The 18,960-nt window shown below is 72.0% G+C and carries 17 protein-coding genes and 1 riboswitch; of the genes, 2 read left to right on the top strand and 15 right to left on the bottom strand.

From position 1 onward, the window contains the following. Window positions 1–8: 8 nt before the first annotated feature. On the top strand, window positions 9–1,577 hold the full coding sequence (locus AC0B9F_RS06840; protein ID WP_471999287.1) for an immunity 49 family protein: 1,569 nt from the start codon (window positions 9–11) through the stop codon (window positions 1,575–1,577). Window positions 1,578–1,629: 52 nt separating this feature from the next. Here AC0B9F_RS06840 and AC0B9F_RS06845 read toward each other — a convergent pair whose 3' ends face one another. Continuing rightward, window positions 1,630–2,415, bottom strand: a complete 786-nt coding sequence (locus tag AC0B9F_RS06845) for an SGNH/GDSL hydrolase family protein (protein WP_472000862.1) — start codon at window positions 2,413–2,415, stop codon at window positions 1,630–1,632. Window positions 2,416–2,665: 250 nt separating this feature from the next. Beyond that, on the bottom strand, window positions 2,666–3,580 hold the full coding sequence (locus AC0B9F_RS06850) for a M23 family metallopeptidase (RefSeq protein ID WP_471999289.1): 915 nt from the start codon (window positions 3,578–3,580) through the stop codon (window positions 2,666–2,668). Window positions 3,581–3,585: 5 nt separating this feature from the next. Then, a riboswitch (cyclic di-AMP (ydaO/yuaA leader) is annotated at window positions 3,586–3,741 on the bottom strand. A 466-nt stretch (window positions 3,742–4,207) separates the two neighbouring features. Here AC0B9F_RS06850 and AC0B9F_RS06855 point away from each other — a divergent pair. Next, the gene (locus AC0B9F_RS06855; RefSeq protein ID WP_471999291.1) at window positions 4,208–5,005 is read left to right on the top strand and encodes a tyrosine-protein phosphatase; all 798 of its coding nucleotides are present in this window, start codon (window positions 4,208–4,210) and stop codon (window positions 5,003–5,005) included. 25 nt (window positions 5,006–5,030) lie between these two features. On the opposite strand, the gene AC0B9F_RS06860 is transcribed toward AC0B9F_RS06855, so the two are convergent. The 13 genes from AC0B9F_RS06860 to hpnC all read right to left on the bottom strand — a co-directional run bounded on the left by AC0B9F_RS06860 (window position 5,031) and on the right by hpnC (window position 18,714). Then, entirely contained in the window at window positions 5,031–5,153 is a 123-nt protein-coding gene (locus tag AC0B9F_RS06860; RefSeq protein ID WP_471999292.1) for a DUF6126 family protein, read from the bottom strand. Continuing rightward, complete coding sequence (locus AC0B9F_RS06865; RefSeq protein ID WP_471999293.1) at window positions 5,150–5,770, bottom strand: helix-turn-helix domain-containing protein; 621 nt, start codon at window positions 5,768–5,770, stop codon at window positions 5,150–5,152. The genes AC0B9F_RS06860 and AC0B9F_RS06865 overlap by 4 nt, the downstream gene beginning before the upstream one ends. A gap of 71 nt (window positions 5,771–5,841) precedes the next feature. Beyond that, entirely contained in the window at window positions 5,842–7,227 is a 1,386-nt protein-coding gene (locus tag AC0B9F_RS06870) for an aspartate aminotransferase family protein (protein ID WP_471999294.1), read from the bottom strand. Beyond that, window positions 7,224–9,125 (bottom strand): 1-deoxy-D-xylulose-5-phosphate synthase, encoded by a 1,902-nt coding sequence (gene dxs / locus AC0B9F_RS06875; protein ID WP_471999296.1) that lies wholly within the window; start codon window positions 9,123–9,125, stop codon window positions 7,224–7,226. Before dxs ends, AC0B9F_RS06870 begins: the two co-directional genes overlap by 4 nt. Before the next feature lie 31 nt (window positions 9,126–9,156). Continuing rightward, entirely contained in the window at window positions 9,157–10,320 is a 1,164-nt protein-coding gene (gene ispG, locus AC0B9F_RS06880) for a flavodoxin-dependent (E)-4-hydroxy-3-methylbut-2-enyl-diphosphate synthase (protein WP_471999297.1), read from the bottom strand. 4 nt (window positions 10,321–10,324) lie between these two features. Further along, window positions 10,325–11,347: an adenosyl-hopene transferase HpnH gene (gene hpnH / locus AC0B9F_RS06885; protein WP_089107242.1), complete on the bottom strand. Its 1,023-nt coding sequence runs from the start codon at window positions 11,345–11,347 to the stop codon at window positions 10,325–10,327. Window positions 11,348–11,352: 5 nt separating this feature from the next. Further along, window positions 11,353–11,994: a phosphorylase family protein gene (locus AC0B9F_RS06890; RefSeq protein ID WP_471999300.1), complete on the bottom strand. Its 642-nt coding sequence runs from the start codon at window positions 11,992–11,994 to the stop codon at window positions 11,353–11,355. Then, entirely contained in the window at window positions 11,994–14,018 is a 2,025-nt protein-coding gene (gene shc / locus AC0B9F_RS06895) for a squalene--hopene cyclase (protein ID WP_471999302.1), read from the bottom strand. Before shc ends, AC0B9F_RS06890 begins: the two co-directional genes overlap by 1 nt. A gap of 119 nt (window positions 14,019–14,137) precedes the next feature. Continuing rightward, window positions 14,138–15,274: a polyprenyl synthetase family protein gene (locus tag AC0B9F_RS06900; RefSeq protein WP_471999303.1), complete on the bottom strand. Its 1,137-nt coding sequence runs from the start codon at window positions 15,272–15,274 to the stop codon at window positions 14,138–14,140. Continuing rightward, window positions 15,274–16,707, bottom strand: a complete 1,434-nt coding sequence (hpnE, locus tag AC0B9F_RS06905) for a hydroxysqualene dehydroxylase HpnE (RefSeq protein ID WP_471999306.1) — start codon at window positions 16,705–16,707, stop codon at window positions 15,274–15,276. The genes AC0B9F_RS06900 and hpnE overlap by 1 nt, the downstream gene beginning before the upstream one ends. Next, entirely contained in the window at window positions 16,704–16,832 is a 129-nt protein-coding gene (locus AC0B9F_RS06910) for a DUF6380 family protein (protein ID WP_471999308.1), read from the bottom strand. Before AC0B9F_RS06910 ends, hpnE begins: the two co-directional genes overlap by 4 nt. After that, complete coding sequence (hpnD, locus tag AC0B9F_RS06915) at window positions 16,832–17,782, bottom strand: presqualene diphosphate synthase HpnD (RefSeq protein WP_471999309.1); 951 nt, start codon at window positions 17,780–17,782, stop codon at window positions 16,832–16,834. The genes AC0B9F_RS06910 and hpnD overlap by 1 nt, the downstream gene beginning before the upstream one ends. Continuing rightward, entirely contained in the window at window positions 17,779–18,714 is a 936-nt protein-coding gene (hpnC, locus tag AC0B9F_RS06920; RefSeq protein ID WP_471999311.1) for a squalene synthase HpnC, read from the bottom strand. Before hpnC ends, hpnD begins: the two co-directional genes overlap by 4 nt. Window positions 18,715–18,960: the final 246 nt, after the last annotated feature.

Consider the following 18,960-nt stretch of genomic DNA (forward strand, 5'->3'; position numbering starts at 1 on the left):
GTCCCGGGGTGAACCAACTGCACACACCCGATCCCCATCTGCCCATGCTGACCCGGGCGCAGGCCGACCGGCTGCGCTCCCTGGCCGTCGGCCACCTCGGCGCCCGGCACGGCGACGAAGTCGTCGCCGACGGCGCGGACGTCCTGCACGGCGGTCGCCGCAGCCCCCTGACGACGCTGGCCCAGCGCTGCCGCGACATACCCGAGGAACACTGGCCCGAGCTGGTCCGGCTCCACTTCGAGCGCCTGGAGAACGCCTCGAGCGGCGGCGAGGACGCCGCAGAGCTGCTGCGCGGGACACGGCTGCGGCTGCTGCCCGACGACGCGTTCCCCGAGGAGGCGGCGGGCAGCTTCCACTACGTACGCCCGGTCGCCGACGGTCTGCTCGCGGCCCTCGCCCTGGACACTCCGGAGTCGGTGCGCATCCTGCACGACGGTGACGTGGCCCGGGTGGGCGCCGAGCAGCTGTGGGCGGCGGGCCGGGCCAACCTGCTCGCCGAGCCCGTGCGGCACGAGGAGGTGCGCACCGCGACGGGGGCGGTGCTGCACTCGGTGTACGGCGACTCGCACTTCGTCGCGAGCAGGGCGCTGGCGCTGCCGGAGCTGGTGCGGGAGGTGACCGGCCGGGAACTGCCCGAGGCCGGCGCGCTGGTGGCCGTACCGACGCGGCATCTGCTGGCGTTCCATCCGATCGAGGACGGCACGGTCGTGGACGCGGTCAACGACCTGGGCGCCTACGCGCTGGGCGCCTGCCAGGACGGGCCGGGCTCGCTCACCCCCCGGCTGTACTGGTGGCACCGGGGCCGGCTGGTGTGTCTCACCCACATCGACCAGGAGACGCGGTCGCTGTCCGTGCGGGCCCCGCAGGAGCTGCTGGAGCTGATGAAGCGGCTGCGCGGGGACCAGGACGGCCCCTCCCCCTTCGCGGCGGCGCTCGCCCATGCTCACGCACAGGCCGCCGACGACCCCGCCGCGGTGAAGCTGGAGAGCTGGGAGGCGTGGGTACGCGCCATGCAGGAGGGCTCCGCGCTGTTCGAAACGCCGGACGCTCCGCAGGGCGACGGCCGGGCCTGGCTGGAGGCGTTCTGGCTGGCGCTGGTGTGCCGGGAGGGCGAGCGGCTGACGCGGCTGAGCCAGGTCCCGGTGGACGTGCTGCGCCGGGCCGGCGACGCGGACGACTACCTCTTCCACTGGATCGGCACGCTGCAGGCCTTCATCCTGCGGCGCCCCATGGACGAGGTCGCCGACCGCCTCGTCACCACGATCCGGACGTCCGACCCGCAGGTGGCGACCCGTACGCCGGGCGAGTTCCTGAACCTGGTCGACTACCAGCCGATCGCGCTGTTCCACCGGTTCATCGCCCGTGACCAGGAGAAGTTCGCCGCCGCCCTCGACGAGGCGCTCGCGCACCACGCCCGCTACTGGCAGGGCTCCGGCGACCCGCGTGCGCTGGTCGCCCTCGGCCCGCTGGCGCTGGCCTCACTGGCCCACGACGCGGGCTTCCCGGTGGACACCTCGTCGCCGTATCTGCCCCAGCACCTCGTGCGGGGGTCGTGGTACGGGGAGTTCCCGACCTGACGGCCGGGCGAGGGGCGGCCGCCGGTGTGCGGTCCGCCCCTCGCCGGGCGGCTCAGGCGACGGCCGCGATCCGCAGCTTGATGTCGTCCGGGGACAGCGTGCCCTTGGCGGTCACATGGTCGCCGGAGGACTCGCCGCGCAGCCGACGGCCGATCCACGGCACCAGGTACTCGCGCGCCCAGTGGACGTCGTCGCGCCGCACCTCGAGCGTGCCGCGGGGCGGCAGCGGCGGCCAGGGCTGCTCGGGGTCGGCCGGGATCCGCAGGCCGAGCGCCTGTCCGGCCCGCAGCGCCACGCGCGTGTGCCCCTCGGGCGACAGGTGCAGCCGGTCGTCGTCCCAGGCGCGGCGGTCCTGCACGGACTTCAGCGACCACAGGTCGAGCACCGGGCAGCCGTAGCGGTCGGCGATGGCCCGGACGTGCCCGTTGTAGGTGGCGATCTTGCCGCGCAGGTGCTTGAGCAGCGGCACGCCCCGGGTGTCGAAGCCGGTCGTCACCATGACCGTGCCGGCCGCGGCGGAAAGCTGCGCGACCGCCTTCTCGAACCGCTCGGCGACCTCGTCGGGGTCGGTGCCGGGGCGGATGATGTCGTTGCCGCCGGCACAGAACGACACCAGGTCGGGGGCGAGTTCGAGGGCCGTCGGGACCTGCTCGGCCACGATCTGGTCCAGGAGTCTGCCGCGCACCGCGAGGTTGGTGTAGGTGAAGTCGCCCTCGGGCCGCCGGTCGGCGAGGAGTACGGCGAAACGGTCGGCCCAGCCCACGAACTGACCGTCGGGCCCGGGGTCGCCGACGCCCTCGGTGAAGCTGTCCCCCACCGCTACGTACGACCCGATCACTGCTCTGCTGTCACTCTTCGAATCGTCTGCCACAGCAGGCCATGATTCACCCTCGAATGTGACCTACGCGACCGTAGGCAGGGGTTGACGGTCGGTGAGATAAGCCACTCCGCGAGTCCGGCGGAGCCGGGAATAAGTGATCCGCCGGGTCGGCGTGGCCTGTTGCGGACACACCGGAGGCCGGGCACCCGTGGATCGGGGCCCGGCCTTGGTGGCGTGTCAGACGGGTGGCCGCCGGGGCGGCGCGGGGTCAGCCGACGGTGACGCCGTGGGCGCGCAGGTAGGCGACCGGGTCCACGTCGGAGCCGTAGTCCGGCGTGGTGCGGATCTCGAAGTGCAGGTGCGGGCCGGTCACGTTGCCGGTCGCGCCGGACAGGCCGAGCTGCTGGCCCATGGTCACGGTCTGGCCGGCCGAGACGGAGAGCTGGGACAGGTGGGCGTACTGGGCGTAGTAGCCGTCGTTCAGCTTGATGACGACCTGGTTGCCGTAGGCGCCGCCCCAGCCGGCGGTGACGACGGTGCCCGCGCCGACGGCCTTGACGGTGGTGCCGGTCGGGACGACGAAGTCGACGCCGGTGTGGTAGCCGCTGGCCCACATGCTGCCGGGGGTGTGGTAGGCGGTGCCGATGGTGGCGCCGCTGACCGGGAGGGTGAAGCCGGTGGCCGTGCTCGTCGACTGGGCGGGCTTGGCGGCGGGCTTGGCGGCCTCGGCGGGCTTGGCGGGCTTGGCGGCGGCCTTGTGCGCGGGCGCCTCGCTCTTGTGCGACGGGGCGGCCTGGTGCGCCGCGGCGGCCTTCTTGCCGAGGGTCAGCTTCAGGCCGGGGTGGATGAGCGACGGGTCGCTGCCGACGGCCTCGCGGTTGTCCTCGTACAGCTTCTTCCAGCCGCCGGCGACGTGCTGCTCGCCGGCGATCTTCGACAGGTAGTCGCCGGACTTGACGGTGTAGACGCGCACGCCGGACCGCTCCGCCTGCTTCCCGGCGGACGGCAGGTTCTGGACGGCCTTGCCGGACACCGACTGGGCGGCGGTCTGCGGGGTGGCCGCGTGTGCGCCGGCGGCGCCGATGAGCGGCAGCGCGAGCGCGGCGCCGCCGGTGCCGGCGACGGCGAGAGTGCGGGCGAGACGCTGGGTCTTCGGACGACGGTGCTTACCCTTTGCGGGCATGGCGCTTTTCCTCTCCGGCGCCTGCGAGGTGAGCTGTCGGGTTCGGGCTGGAGATGCCCGGCCGCGCCTGGGCGCGGCTTCACCCCATAGCCGTTCCGGGAACCGGAACAGGCGTCGTACCTGTGGGTCCCCCGCTCCTGCCGTGCGTCGGGTGGGTGGGTGCGGTGCGCCGGACGGCGGCAGGATTCGGCGTCCGTCCGGATTCGGTGGGGAACGTAAGCGAGCAGGACGCGCAGGGACAAGCGAATGGTTGCGTGAAGGGGCGTTTGCCGTGATCCAATGAGGGAATTCGCCGTCACACTGTGTGTATTCGGGCCGCCTTCGGTTCGTCAATTCACCAGGAAATCCCTCGTCATTACGTGAACATGACGTACGACGGACGGTCACGGTTATGACCCTCCTCACGCGTCCGTATTCCAGGGGCCCTCATTTCCTTGCGAGTTGGAAGGAAGGCCCTAATTCGGGCAGAAAGCCCAGAAGTGACGTGAGCGGATAACCGGCCCATTCGTCCGCCGCCGTCCGGAGGCGGGGACAACCGGTTGCCCCGGGAACCGATGTCGTATCGTCAAAGGGCAGCCCGTCGGCCATTCGAGCCGCGTCGGCGGGCACGAGCGGGAGGAGCCCTTCGTGACGCAGCAGGTGCCGTCGACCGAACCCGAGCTGACCGGAGTGCGCAACTTCCGAGACGTGGGCGGGCTGCCCACGGTCGACGGACGGCGGGTCCGGCACGGGGTGCTGTTCCGCAGCGGCCACCTCGCCCACGCGACGCCCGAGGACGCGGTGTACCTCTCCTCGCTGGGGCTGCACACGATCTTCGACTTCCGCAACGAGGCCGACCAGAGGCTGGAGGGCCCGGACGTCGACCTGCCGGGCGTGCGCAACGTCAACCTGCCGCTGTCGGACCCGGCGGACGGCGCCGAGTTCTGGAAGATGGTCCGCGACGGCGACCTCGACCAGCTGCGCGGCATCCTCGCCGACGGCAGGGGCGCGAACCGGATGATCGCCTCCTACCGCACGATCATCAAGGAGCGCACCGGCGAGCACTCCCGGGTGCTGCACGCGCTCGCCGAGGACAGCGTCCCGGCCCTGATGCACTGCGCCGCGGGCAAGGACCGCGCGGGCCTGTCGATAGCGGTCACCCTGCTCGCCCTGGGCGTGGAGAAGGACGCCGTCGTCGAGGACTACCTGAAGTCCAACGAGAAGCACCGCCGCTACAAGGTGCGCCGCAGCGGCTCGGCGCAGTCGGCCTACACCCCCGAGGTCATGGAGCTGCTCAGCCCGCTCTTCGACGCGCGCGCCGAGTACCTCACGGCGGCCATGGAGACCATCGAGGAGACCTGGGGCGGCGTCGACGCCTACCTGGAGCAGGGCCTGGGGATCACCCCCGAGACCCGGGAGCGGCTGCGGGCGCGGCTGCTCGACTGAAGCCCCCGGCGCCGGCCGGGGGCGCCTACTGGCCGGACCCCAGCTCGAACAGCAGCCAGATGAACCCGGCCAGGAGGTGCCCGACGGCGATGTAGATGATGAGCCGGATCCACAGGGTCCGGGGGAACTTCTCCTCGAAGTCGCTCATCGTGCCTCTCCAGGGTGGGCGGGCCCCAGGCACAGCGTGGCCGTGGGGCTCTGCAGCAGTGTGTGGACGAACAGGAGCTCGAGACCGCCGGGGTCCTCCGCGGCGATCCGGTGCGGGGTCAGCGAGTCGAAGTGCGCGCTGTCACCCGGGCCGAGCCGGTGGGTGGTGTCCCCGAGGCGCAGCCTGAGCCGTCCGGCCAGGACGTACAGCCACTCCTCCCCGGGGTGCACCCGCACGATGTCGCCCTGCGCGCCGTAGGGCACCTGCACCCGCAGGGCCTGCATGCCGCGGCCGGGCGCGCCGGCCTGCCAGTACGTCCAGCCGCCGGCCGCGCTCGGCTCCATGTCCACGGCGCGCACGACGGCGTCCCGCTCGGCGACGCTCTCGCCGAGCAGCTCGGAGACGGTCGTACTGTAGATACGGGCCAGCGCGAGCAGCATCGGCAGTGAGGGCTGGCGCCGGCCGGTCTCCAGCCGGGACAGATGGGCCGGGGACAGTCCGGCGGCGCGGGCGGCGGCCTCCAGGGTGAGGCCGGCGCGGCGGCGCAGGGACCGCAGCTGCGGGGCCACCGCGGGCAGGTCGCCCGCCGGTTCCGCGGGGGACTCGGAGGAGCTCATGGCTCCATTCAGCCGCAGGCTTGCCTCTGCGGCAAATTTCTTGCCTCAGAGGCAAAGCCCTGCGCGTACGGCTACCGGTTCGTCACGGCCTGCTTGATCAGCGTCTTGCCGAAGTCCCACATCAGCCCGTTGCCGCTGTGCGCGTCGTCCATCACGGCGGTGAAGGCGTCGACGAAACGGTCCACGTCCGCCTCGTCGATGATCAGCGGCGGGATCAGCTTGATCACCTCCAGGTGGTCGCCGGAGACCTGGGTGAGGATCCGGTGCCGCTGGAGCAGCGGCACGACGACCATCTGCGCGAACAGGCCTTTGCGGGCCGCCTGGAGCATGGTCCAGCGGCTGCGCAGCTTCAGCGACGTGGGCCGGCCGAACTCGATGCCGATCATCAGCCCGCGGCCGCGGACGTCGGCGAGCAGTTCGTACTTCTCCCTCAGCGCGGCCAGCCGGGACCTCAGCAACTCCCCCGTCGTGCGCACTCCGGCGACGATCTGCTCCTGCTCCATGACCGACAGCACGGCGAGGCCGCACGCCATCGCCTGGGCGCCCGAGCCGAAGCTCGCCGAGTGGACCAGGACGCGGTCCATGGACGAGTAGACCTTCTTGAAGATCCACTCCTTGCCGAGGGTGGCGCCGACCGGTACGTAGCCGCCGGAGAGGGCCTTGGCGACGCAGACCAGGTCGGGTTCGACGCCGTCCTCGTGCTGGTAGGCGTAGAAGTCGCCGGTGCGGCCGAGACCGGTCTGCACCTCGTCGGCGATCAGCAGCGCCTTGTGCCGGCGCAGCAGCTCCTGCGCGGCGCGCAGATAGCCGGGCGGAGCCTCGTGCACGCCCTTGCCCTGGATCGGCTCGACGATCAGGGCGGCGACATCGCCCTCGCGCAGCTCCCGCGCGAGGGCGTCGAGGTCACCGAGCGGGACGGCCGTGTCGGGCAGCAGCGGGGCGAAGCCGTCCCGGAAGCCGGACTCGCCGTTGACCGACAGCGAGCCGGTGGTCAGCCCGTGGAAGGCGTGCTCGCAGTACAGCACGCGCGGCTTGCCGGTGGCGTACCGGGCGAACTTCAGGGCCGTCTCGACGGCCTCGGTGCCGCTGTTGCCGAAGAACACCCGGTCCAGGTGCGGGCTGTGCGCGAGCAGCCGTTCGGCGAGCAGGCCGGGCAGCGGCTGGCAGTCGAAGCGGGTGAGGTCGGCGAGGTCCAGGTCGAGGACGTCGTGCAGCGCCTTGCGGACGGCGGGGTGGTGGCGGCCGAGGCCCATCACTCCGAACCCGGCGAGCATGTCCAGGTAGTCGTTGCCCTCGGCGTCGAAGAAGTGGGCGCCCTCGGCCCGCTCGTAGACCTTGTCGAAGCCGATGGTGCGCAGCATGCGCGGGAGCTGCGGATTGAGGTGGCGCGCGTGCAGCTCGTAGCGTTCGGCTCCACGCTCGGCGAGCAGGGCGCCGAGGTCGAACTCCGTGGTCATTCACTCTCCTTGACTGGGCCGTCGAGCTCCCTCACGGCCAGACTCGCGCTGATCCGGCCGGCCACCTCCACCGGCGTCAGGCCGATGTCGGCCAGCACCTCACCGCGCTTGGCGTGGGCGAGGAACTGCTCCGGGACGCCGAAGCGCCGTACCGGCACATCCACGTCGGCGTCGCCGAGCGCGAGGGCCACCGCGCTGCCGACGCCCGCCGCGCGGCTGTTGTCCTCGACGACGGCGACCAGGCGGTGTTCGGCCGCGAGGCCCGGCAGCGCCGGGTCGACGGGCTTGACCCAGCGCGGGTCGACGACCGTGCAGCCGATGCCCCGGGCCGCCAGCAGCTCCGCGGCCTTCAGGCACACCGGCGCCATCACGCCGACCGCGACGAGGAGGACCTGCGGGCTGTCGGCCGAGCGGTGCAGCACGTCGAGACCGCCCACGCGGTCGATCGCCGGGATCGACGCCCCGACGGACTCCTTCGGGAAGCGGACCAGGGTCGGCGCGTCGTCCACGGCGACGGCCTCGCGCAGCTGGGCGCGCAACTGGTCGGCGTCGCGCGGCGCGGCGATCCTGAGGCCGGGCACGACCTGGAGGACAGACATGTCCCACATGCCGTTGTGGGAGGGCCCGTCGACCCCGGTGACGCCGGCCCGGTCGAGGACGAAGGTGACCCCGCAGCGGTGCAGGGCGACGTCCATCAGCAGCTGGTCGAAGGCGCGGTTGAGGAAGGTGGCGTAGACGGCGACGACCGGATGCAGTCCGCCGGTGGCCAGGCCCGCCGCGGAGACGGTCGCGTGCTGCTCGGCGATGCCCACGTCCCACACCCGGTCCGGGAAGCGGGCGGCGAACCCGCCGAGCCCGACCGGGTGCAGCATGGCCGCCGTGATCGCGACGACGTCGTCCCGCTCCTCGCCGATCCGCACGATCTCGTCACCGAACACCGAGGTCCACGAGGGCCCGTCGGAGGGGACGAGCGGCGCGCAGGTGAGCGGGTCGATCACGCCGACGGTGTGGAAGTGGTCCTCCTCGTTCTTCAGGGCGGGTTCGTAGCCGCGCCCCTTGACCGTGAGGCAGTGCACCAGCACCGGGCCGTGGAACCGCTTGGCGCGCCTGAGCGCCGACTCGACGGCCCGGATGTCGTGCCCGTCGATCGGGCCGACGTACTTCAGGCCCAGGTCCTCGAACATGCCCTGCGGTGCGAAGGCGTCCTTGAAGCCCTTCTTCGCGCCGTGCAGGGACTCGTAGATCGTGTTGCCCACGACGGGTGTGCGCAGCAGCACGTCCTTGCCCCAGGCGAGGATCTTCTCGTAGGAGTCGGTGGTGCGCAGGGTCGCCAGGTGGTTGGCGAGGCCGCCGATGGTGGGGGCGTAGGAGCGCTCGTTGTCGTTGACGACGATGATCAGCGGCCGGTCCCTGGCCGCCGCGATGTTGTTCAGCGCTTCCCAGGCCATGCCGCCGGTCAGCGCGCCGTCGCCGATCACCGCGACGACGTGGCCTTTCTCCCCCCGCACCTGGCGGGCCTTGGCGAGGCCGTCGGCCCAGCCGAGCGCGGTGGAGGCGTGGCTGTTCTCGATGACGTCGTGCTCGGACTCCTCGCGTGAGGGGTAGCCGGACAGGCCGCCCTTGCCGCGCAGCTTGGAGAAGTCCTGACGTCCCGTCAGCAGCTTGTGGACGTAGGACTGGTGGCCGGTGTCCCACAGGATGCGGTCGGCCGGCGACTCGAAGACCCGGTGCAGGGCGATGGTCAGTTCCACCACGCCCAGGTTGGGCCCGAGGTGTCCGCCGGTTCTGGTGACCGCCTGCACCAGGAACTCGCGTATCTCTTCGGACAGTGCGCCCAGTTCCGCCTCGGACAGCGCCTTCAGGTCGCGTGGTTGCCGGATGCTCTCCAGGATCGTCACGCTCGGGCCCCCTCTCGGTCCGTGCCGTATGTCAACTCACCGTCACTGCCGGTTTCCCGGCGGCGGGTGCGGAGCCCTCCCGCTCCATCTGCTCGGCGATCTTCATCGCCTCCTCGATCAGGGTCTCGACGATCTTCGACTCGGGCACGGTCCGTACGACCTCGCCCTTGACGAAGATCTGGCCCTTGCCGTTGCCGGAGGCGACGCCGAGGTCGGCCTCCCGCGCCTCGCCGGGGCCGTTGACCACGCACCCCATCACGGCCACCCGCAGGGGGACTTCCATGCCGTCCAGGCCGGCCGTGACCTCGTCGGCGAGCTTGTACACGTCGACCTGGGCGCGGCCGCAGGACGGGCACGAGACGATCTCCAGCCGGCGCTCCTTCAGCCCCAGGGACTGCAGGATCTGGATGCCGACCTTGACCTCCTCGGCGGGCGGCGCGGACAGCGACACCCGGATGGTGTCGCCGATGCCCTGGGAGAGCAGCGCGCCGAAGGCGACGGCCGACTTGATGGTGCCCTGGAACGCCGGGCCGGCCTCCGTCACCCCCAGGTGGAGCGGGTAGTCGCACTGCTCGGCGAGCTGACGGTAGGCCTCGATCATCACTACGGGGTCGTTGTGCTTGACCGAGATCTTGATGTCGCGGAAGTCGTGCTCCTCGAAGAGGGACGCCTCCCACAGGGCCGACTCGACCAGGGCCTCGGGGGTCGCCTTGCCGTATTTCTGGAGCAGGCGCCCGTCCAGCGAGCCGGCGTTGACTCCGATGCGGATCGGCGTGCCGTGGTCCTTCGCGGCGCGCGCGATCCGACCGACCTGGTCGTCGAACTTCTTGATGTTGCCGGGGTTGACGCGCACGGCCGCACACCCGGCCTCGATGGCGGCGAAGACGTACTTCGGCTGGAAGTGGATGTCGGCGATCACCGGGATCTGCGACTTGCGGGCGATCGTGGCGAGGGCGTCGGCGTCGTCCTGGGTGGGGCAGGCCACCCGCACGATCTGGCAGCCGGAGGCGGTGAGCTCGGCGATCTGCTGGAGCGTGGCGCCGATGTCCGACGTACGGGTCGTGGTCATCGACTGCACCGACACCGGCGCGCCGCCCCCGACCGGCACCGGCCCGACCTGGATCTGCCGCGACACACGCCGCGCGGCGACCGGCCGGACCGGTACCTCGGGGACCCCCAGGGAGACGGTGGTCACCGCCTCACTCCCGGTTCCCTGAGACGGTCTCGCGCATGGCGCGCAGGGACTCCTTGAGCGATCCCATGGTGGCCAGCACGGCGGTGGGCTCGTAGCCGCAGTGCGCCATGCAGTTGGCGCAGCGCGGGTCCTTGCCGCGGCCGTACTTGTCCCAGTCGGTCTCCTCGATCAGCTCGCGGTACGTCGGCACATAGCCGTCGCTCATCAGGTAGCAGGGGCGCTGCCAGCCGAACAGCGAGTAGTTGGGGATCGCCCAGGCGGTGCACGGGAAGTCGACCTTGCCCTCGAGGAAGTCGAGGAACAGCGGGGAGTGGTTGAGCCGCCACTTCTTGCGGTTGCCGCCCGCGAAGGCCTTCTTGAACAGCTCGCGGGTCTGCTCGACGCCGAGGAAGTGCTCCTGGTCGGGGGCCTTCTCGTAGGCGTAGGCGGGCGAGATCATCATCTCGTCGACCTTCAGGTCGTCGTTGAGGAAGTTGAGCACCTCGATGATGGTCTGCGGAGTGTCGGTGTTGAAGAAGGTGGAGTTGGTGGTGACCCGGAAGCCGCGCCGCTTGGCCTCCTTGATGGCCTCCACCGCCTCATCGAACACGCCCTCCTTCGCCACGGACTCGTCGTGCCGCTCGCGCAGCCCGTCGATGTGCACGGCGAAGGCGAAGTAGGGGGAGGGCGTGAACTTGTCCATCTTCTTGCGCAGCAGCATGGCGTTGGTGCACAGGAAGACGTATTTCCGCTTGGCCACCAGCTGGCGCACGATCTCGTCGATCTGCGGGTGCATCAGGGGCTCACCGCCCGCGATGGACACCATCGGCGCACCCGACTCCAGCACGGCGCCCACGGCCTGCGCGACCGGCATGCGCTGCTTGAGCACGCCCGCCGGATGCTGGATCTTGCCGCAGCCCTCGCACTTGAGGTTGCAGGCGAAGAGCGGTTCGAGCTCCACGATCAGCGGGAACTTGTCCCGCTTGCGCAGCTTCTGTTCGGCGAGATAGGTAGCGACCTTGATGGACTGGCGCAACGGCATGGCCATCGGGCTCACCTCCGGGGGAGCAGCACATTACGGTGCCATTCGAAGAAAGTAGGCAATACGGACCGAAGAACGCGGAAAGCCGATATTCCACCGCGTACCGTGCCGATCCGGACGAGTTCATGTTCTGGAGCGTCCACGACCACCCGGACGGCCGCAACCGGGCGCTCGCCCGCCCGCACGGCGCTGAAGAGGGTGGCCGCCGACTCCATGTCCACGGCGATCGCACCGCCGGCGGCGAGCGCGGACCGTTCGGCGCCGCGTACGACGTGGTCGGAACCGGTGAGGGGGCCGGTGTGGACGGTGCGCCCGGGCAGGGTCCGGGAGAGTTCCTTCACGAGCAGTTCCGTGCCGACGCAAGCGACGGTCGAGCGAGGGTCCCGGGTCTCCTCGGCCACGACGAGGTCGCCGGGGTGCATTCCGGGGGCGAGGCCGGCGCAGAAGCCGGTGGCGAGGACGGCGGCGTCGGCCAGCGCCGGGCCGGTCAGGGCCCGGTCGACCGCGCGCTCGGCCGCTTTCGGTCCCATGCCGGTGCGCAGCACGGTGACCGGCCCGCCCGCCCCGCTCCTGTCGCCGGCGCGCAGGGCGAGGTGCTCGATGCCGAGCGCGCAGGCGATCAGCAGCGGGGCCGGGGCGGGCTGGGTGCTCATCAGGTCCCCTTGGCCTCGGCGCGGACCCGGTGTGCCGGAAGCCGGTCGGCGAAGGGCTCGCCGTGGACGTAGCGGCCGAGCGCGGTGAGCGGGAACACCTGCCGGTACAGGTGGTAGTTGATGGAGAAGTCCCAGGGGAAACCGGTGCCGGTGAAGTACGGCTCGTCCCAGGTGCCGTCCTCGCGCTGTGCCGAGGCGAGCCAGGCGATGCCCCGCTCGACGGCCGCCGAGTCCCTCTCCCCCGCCGCGAGCAGCGCCATCAGCGCCCACGCCGTCTGGGATGCGGTGGAGGCGCCCTTGCCGCTCCACTCCTTGCTGTCCTTGTAGGAGCGCAGGTCCTCGCCCCAGCCGCCGTCGTCGTTCTGCACGGACTCCAGCCAGGTCACGGCCCGCCGGATCGCGGGGTGCGAGCCGGGCAGGCCGGCGGCGGTGAGCGCGGGCACGACGGACCCGGTGCCGTAGACGTAGTTGACGCCCCAGCGGCCGAACCACGAGCCGTCCGGCTCCTGTTCGGCGAGCAGCCACTCGATGCCGCGCCGGGTGCGCGGGTCGTGGGCGAGCCCCTCGACGGCGAGCATCTCCACGACGTGCGCGGTGACGTCGGCCGAGGGCGGGTCGATGACCTCGCCGAAGTCGCAGAACGGCAGCCGGTTGGGGAAGGGGCTGGTGTTGTCGGCGTCGAAGGCGCCCCACGCGCCGTTCCTCGACTGCATGCCGAGGTTCCAGCGCACGCCGCGGGAGATGGCCTTCTCGACGCGCTCCGGGTCGTGGTGCGTGACGCGGCGCAGCGCGAGGACGACCTCGGCGGTGTCGTCGATGTCGGGGTAGTTGTCGTTGTGGAACTCGAACGCCCAGCCGCCGGGCGGGAGTCCGGGCCGCTTCACCGACCAGTCGCCGGGACGCACGATCTGCTCGCCCAGCATCCAGTCGGCGGCCTTGACCAGCTGCGGGTGGTCGGCGGGCACGCCGGCGTCGGCGAGCGCGATGGTCGCCAGGCACGTGTCCCACACCGGCGACTGGCACGCCTCGATCATCCGCGCGCCGTCCTCGCGCCACACGGCGAAACGGTCCAGCGAGGCGAGGCCCTCGCGCATCACCGGATGCTGGAGGTCGTAGCCGAGCAGGTGCAGCGCGATGACCGAGTACACGGCCGGGGGCTGGATGCCGCCCCAGCAGCCGTCGTTCTCCTGGCGCTCGATGATCCAGCGGGCGGCGGTGTTCATCGCGGCCCTGCGCAGCCGCTTGGGCACGACCTTGCGCAGGGCGTGCAGACCCTTGTCCAGACGCTGGAAGGCGCCGTCCCAACTGGCCACGGGAGCAAGGGGCGTGGGCGGGTTGGGGTTCGCCGGGTCGGTGTGCAGCTCGTCCAGCGGGAAGGGCGCGGGGCGCACCGGGCGCTTGGCGGAGACGATCGTGAGCGGCACGATCGTCTGCCGGGCCCAGCAGCCGAAGTCGTAGATGTTGAGGGGCAGCCAGTGCGGGAACCAGATGAGTTCCGGCGGGAGTTCGGGCAGGTCCTCCCACTTCCACCAGCCGAACAGGGCCAGCCAGATCCGGGTGAAGACGCGGGCCGCGGCGATGCCGCCCTGCTCGCGGATCCAGGCGGAGGCCCGGGCCATGTGGGGGGCGTCGGGCGCGTCGCCGGCCAGCCGCAGGGCGACGTAGGCCTCGACGGTGGCGGACAGGTCGCCGGGGCCGCCGTAGAAGGTGGCCCAGGTGCCGTCCTCGCGCTGCTCGCCGCGGATGAACAGGGCGGCGGCGCGGGTCGTGGCCTCGTCCTGGATGCCCAGGAACTGACGGAGCAGCAGGTCCTCGGCGTCCATCGTGACGTTCGTCTCGAGGTCGCCCTTCCACCAGCCCTCGGCGTCCTGCGTGGAGAGCAGGTGATGAGTGGCGCGCTGTACGGCGCGGATGGCGGCTTCGTGCACCCCGGCCGCCCCGGGGGTGTGGGTGTCGGTGTCGCTGGCCGCGGCAGCGCGGGACGGCAAGGTCGCCCCGGTGCTTCCGTCGGTCGTCGCTGTCATGGCTTCCCCTTCGTGCAGTCGTGCGAGTCGTGCTGCTGTGGGTCCGCCGTCGGCCGGTGCTCGTGTGCCGGAGCACCCGGCCGGCGACTACGCGAGGCTGGTTGTTCGCCCGATAGTGATCATCTCTTTCGTACGACGACGAAGTCGGCGAGCGCCGTGAACTGCTCCCGCACCCGGTCGGGCATGTCGACGGCGTCGAGGGCTTCGATGGCGACGGTGTGCTGGCGGCGCGCCTCCTCGGCGGTCCACTCACGGCCGCCGGCCTCCTCGATGAGGCGGGCGCGGGCCGCGAACTCCTCCTCGGAGAAGTTCTCGAAGTCGCTCGCCTTGGCGTCGGCGGCGAGGAGTTCGCCGAGCTGCTCGGAGGCGGCGCCGCCCGCCGCGAGGGCGGCCACGACGGGCAGGGACTTCTTGCGCTGGCGCAGGTCGCTCCAGGTCTGCTTGCCGGTGGCGTCGGGGTCGCCCCAGATGCCGAGGAGGTCGTCGACGGCCTGGAAGGCCAGGCCGAGGTGGTAGCCGTACTTCTCCAGCGTGTCCGCGGTGCGCTCGTCGGCGCCGCCGAGGACGGCGCCGATGGAGCTGGCGCAGGCGAGCAGGGCGCCGGTCTTGTTGCCCTCCATCTCCAGGCACTCCTCGACGCTGACGCGGTCGCGGTGCTCGTAGGAGATGTCCTGCGCCTGACCGTCGATCAGGGACCGGGAGGCGGTGGTCAGGCGGCGCGTGGCGCGCCCCGCGTCGGTCGTGCCGAGCTCCAGCAGCACCTCGTTGGCCAGCGCGAACAGGGCGTCGCCGACCAGGATGGCCTGGGCGGGGCCGTGCACCTTCCACACGGTGTCGCGGTGGCGGCGCTGCTCGTCGCCGTCCATCAGGTCGTCGTGCAGCAGCGAGAAGTTGTGGACGAGTTCGACCGCGACCGCGCCGGGGACGCCGGTCTCGGGTGCCGCCCCGGTCACCTCGGCGGACAGCACGGCCAGGGCGGGGCGGACCGCCTTGCCGCCGTCGCCGGAGGACGGGTTGCCCGCCGCGTCGATCCAGCCGAAGTGGTAGGCGGCGACGGTGTCCATGGGAGGCGCCAGGCGGTCGACGGCCGCCCTCAGTACCGGCGTGGCCAGTGTCCGGCCGCGCTCCAACAGCGCGGCCACGTCCACCTCGGTGGCACGAGCGGCCGTCGAGGCCGGGGGGACAGGGGGCACAGTTACTCCTCTTGTTGCGGTACCGGGGGTGCGGGGACCTGCCGCGCCGCGCTCACCGAGCATCACGCCGCCTCCTCGAGAGCGAAGAGACGGCGGGGGCGGGGCCGGCCCAGGGCGCCGAGGGCGGCCTCCGCCGCGCTCACACCGCTGCGGACCGCACTCTCCATGGTCGCGGGCCACCCGGTGGCGGTCCACGCTCCGGCCAGGTACAGGCCGGGGGTTCTGGTACGGGCGCCGGGCCGCAGCCGCCCGACGCCGGGGGTGGGAGCGAACGTGGCGGTGCGCTCCCGGGTCACGAAGAAGTCCCGCACCGCGGCGCCGCGCGTGCCCGGCAGCAGCCGCTCCAGTTCGGGGAGGTACCGTGCGCGCAGCTCGGCGACGGGCAGGTCGATCTCGTCCTGCACGGCCGACTGGGACAGCGCCAGGTACTGGCCCGAGCGCAGCCCGGAGGCGTCGGTGCGGTCGAAGACCCACTGCACCGGTGAGCCCAGCGCGGTGAGGAAGGGCGCGTCGAGCACCGTGCGGTCGTAGACGACGTGGACGTTGAGGATCGGTGCGGTACCGATCCGCAGCAGCTCCTCGGGGGCGTCGAGGGCGCCGGGCGGCAGCAGGTCGTGGGTCTCGCGCTGCGGTACGGCGAGGACGACGGCGTCCGCGGTGAGCGTCTCACCGGGGACCTGAACGCTCAGGCGCCCGTCTCCGTCTTCGGTGACGGAGGTGACGCGGGTACGGACCTCGGTGCGCACGCCCGCGGAGTCGAGCGCCTTGCGGGCCAGCCGGTCGTGCAGTTCGCCCAGGGGGACGCTCGCCCAGCCGATGTCGGCCGCGCCCGGCTCGGACAGCAGACCGGTCTTGAACACCATCGCGGCGAGCGCCAGGGAGGCGTCGGAGGCGACCGCGTTGAGGGTGGCGACCCCGACCAGGTCCCACAGCGCCTCGACGGCACGCGGCGACTGGCCGTGCGCGGCCAGCCAGCTGCCGAAGTCCTGCGTGTCCAGGGCCGGGTCGGTGAGGTCGAGTCCCTTGAGGGCGAGCGCGGCACGCCCGACCTTCAACCGCTCGGCGAGCGAGAGGTGCGGGTAGGTGGCGAGGCTGCGCCCCAGGTGGAGCGGTACGGGCAGGGCGTCGCGCCGCAGCCGGCCGAGCCGGCGCCCCGCGGGCTTGTCCAGGTCGACCACGGGCACGTCGAGGCGGTTCTGCAGCGGGGCCAGCGCGGCGCCGTCGATGCGGTCGAGGAACCAGCGGTAGGCGGTGCAGCAGCGCAGGTAGACGTGCTGGCCGTTGTCGACGGTGAGGTCGCCGCGCTGGAAGGAGAAGGCCAGGCCGCCGAGTCTGGGTCTGCCCTCCAGCAGGGTGACGCTCAGGCCGGCGTCGGCGAGGGCGAGCGCCGCGGTGATGCCGGCGAGTCCGCCGCCGACGACGACGGCGCTGCGTCCGGAGCCGGCCGGTCCCGGGGTGTCCGTCCGCGGCCCCTCGGGCCGCCTCCCGTCGCTCATCGCGCCCCCTCCCCCGCGGCCGTGCCGTGCCGTTCGAAGGCCGCGCGGGAGGCCGTCGCCGTCAGGGACGCCGTCGCGCGAGGAAGGGTTGCCTGCCGCATACCGCCGTCCGGGGTGCGATCCATCAGACGCGCCTCCTGACGGTCTGCCGGGAGATGTGCCGGGCGTCCAGTCCGGACAGGCCGCGCACGGCGACGTAGGCCTTCTCGTGCCCGGGCAGCGAGACGCGGCCGCGCAGGACGGCCTCGGGTTCGCGCTCGATGCGGTCCAGCAGCCGGCGGTAGATGCCGGCCATCGCGGCCACGCAGGCCCCACTGCGCCGGTCGAGCATGGGCAGCAGCCGGTAGCCCTCGGCGAAAAGGGCGCGGGCCCGTCGCACTTCGAAGTGCACGAGGCCCGCGAAGTCGGAGCCCTCCGGTGGCGTCGGCCCCTGGAACCCGGCGGAGCAGCCGAATTTGGCGAGGTCGTCGGCGGGCAGATAGGTGCGGCCGCCCTCGGCGTCCTCGCGGACGTCTCTGAGGATGTTGGTGAGCTGCAGCGCGAGCCCGAGCGTGTCGGCGTACTCCGGCGCGCGCTCGGCGCCGCGCGCCCCCGGTTCGGTGCCGAACACGCCGAGCGAGAGGCGGCCGATGGCGCCCGCCACGCAGCGGCAGTACACCTTCAGGTCGTCCCAGGTCTCGTAGGTCTCGCCGCGCACGTCCATCAGGACGCCGTCGATCAGCTCGTCCAGGCCGCCCAGCGGGATCGGGAACTGCGCGGCGGCATGGGTGAGGGCGACCGCGACCGGGTCGGTGTCGTCCTCGGCGACCTCGCCGGCGCGGATACGGCCCAGCACCGCCCGCGTCTCCTCCAGCCGCGCCGCCTTCACGTCGTCGCCGAGCGCGCCGTCGCCGATGTCGTCGACGCGGCGTGAGAACGCGTACAGCGCCGACATCGCGCGCCGCTTGGGCGTGGGCAGCAGCCGGATGCCGTAGGCGAAGTTGCGGGCCTGCTGTCCGGTCACGGCCTCGCAGTAGCGGTAGGCGGCGAGTACCGGTGCGGACACGTGTGACGGAGGCTCCACGGTCCGGATCACCCCTCTCCTCGCAGAGTCACGCCCATCTCGCGCAGCAACTGGACCTTGCCGGGCTTGGGAGGGCCGGGAAGTACGTCGTATTCAGCGGCGGCGATCGCGTCGATCGCCGCCCTTCCCCCCGCCACGAACCCCGCGAGCAGCAGTTTCAGCCTGCCGTGGACGCTACCCACCAGGGGGGCGCCTTCATTCAGCAGCCGGCGGGCGCGTTGCGCTTCGAACGCGACCAGCGCGCGCACCGATGCGCCCGCGCTCGCGGCGGCGAGATCCGTCTCGCTGACATGAAAGCGTTTCATGTCCTCGGCGGGCAGGTAGACACGGTCGTGGCCGAGGTCCTCGGCCACGTCCTGGAGGTGCTCGACGATCTGCAGGGCCGTGCAGATCTCATCGGAGCGGCGGATCCGCTCGGGCGTCTCGGTGCCGGTGACGGCGAGCACCAGGCGGCCCACGGGGTTGGCGGACAGTTCGCAGTAGGCGAGGAGGTCGTCGTAGGTCTCGTAGCGGGTGACGAGCTGGTCCTGGCGGTTGGCCGCGATCAGGCCGAGGAAGGGCTCGGGGGTGAGCGCGCGGCGGCGGACCGTGCGCCGGAGCCGGAGCAGCAGGGGGTGACGGGGCGTGGAGTCGAAGACGCGCCGCAGGTCGGCCTCGAAGGCGTCCAGCAGGACGAGACGGTCCTCGGCGTCGCGGTCCGGCACACCGAGCAGCTGCGCGTCGGCGCCGCCGGGGGCGAGGTCGCCGTCGCCGATGTCGTCGACCAGACGGGCGAAGCCGTAGACGGCCATGAGGTCCTCGCGCCAGGCCCGGGGCAGGAAGAAGGGGGCCACGGGGAAGTTCTCGTCCGCGGCCTTGGCGAGGGTGCCGCGCTCCGGATCCGTAGGGGGACGCGCCGTCGCCGTGTCCGTCACCGCCGGCTGCCCGGGGCGGGGACGGCACATGCTGCGCCCAGCTGGGGAGTTTCCGTAGCCATTGCCGTCACATCTCCCGTTCTACACCGCGGACCCGATACACACTATTTCGGACACGCCGCCCGACCCCTCGCGCGGCGTCTCCGGCGGAGGGTGTCGCGCAGTATCTCCCCACTTGCCGCCTTTGGGGACTGCTCCAGCTTACGTTGTACAACGCAGCGCGGACCCCCGGGGTGTCCTGCGCATCACAACAACACACCGATTACCGCCAAGATT

This window comes from Streptomyces sp. NPDC097129 (genome assembly GCF_055668065.1).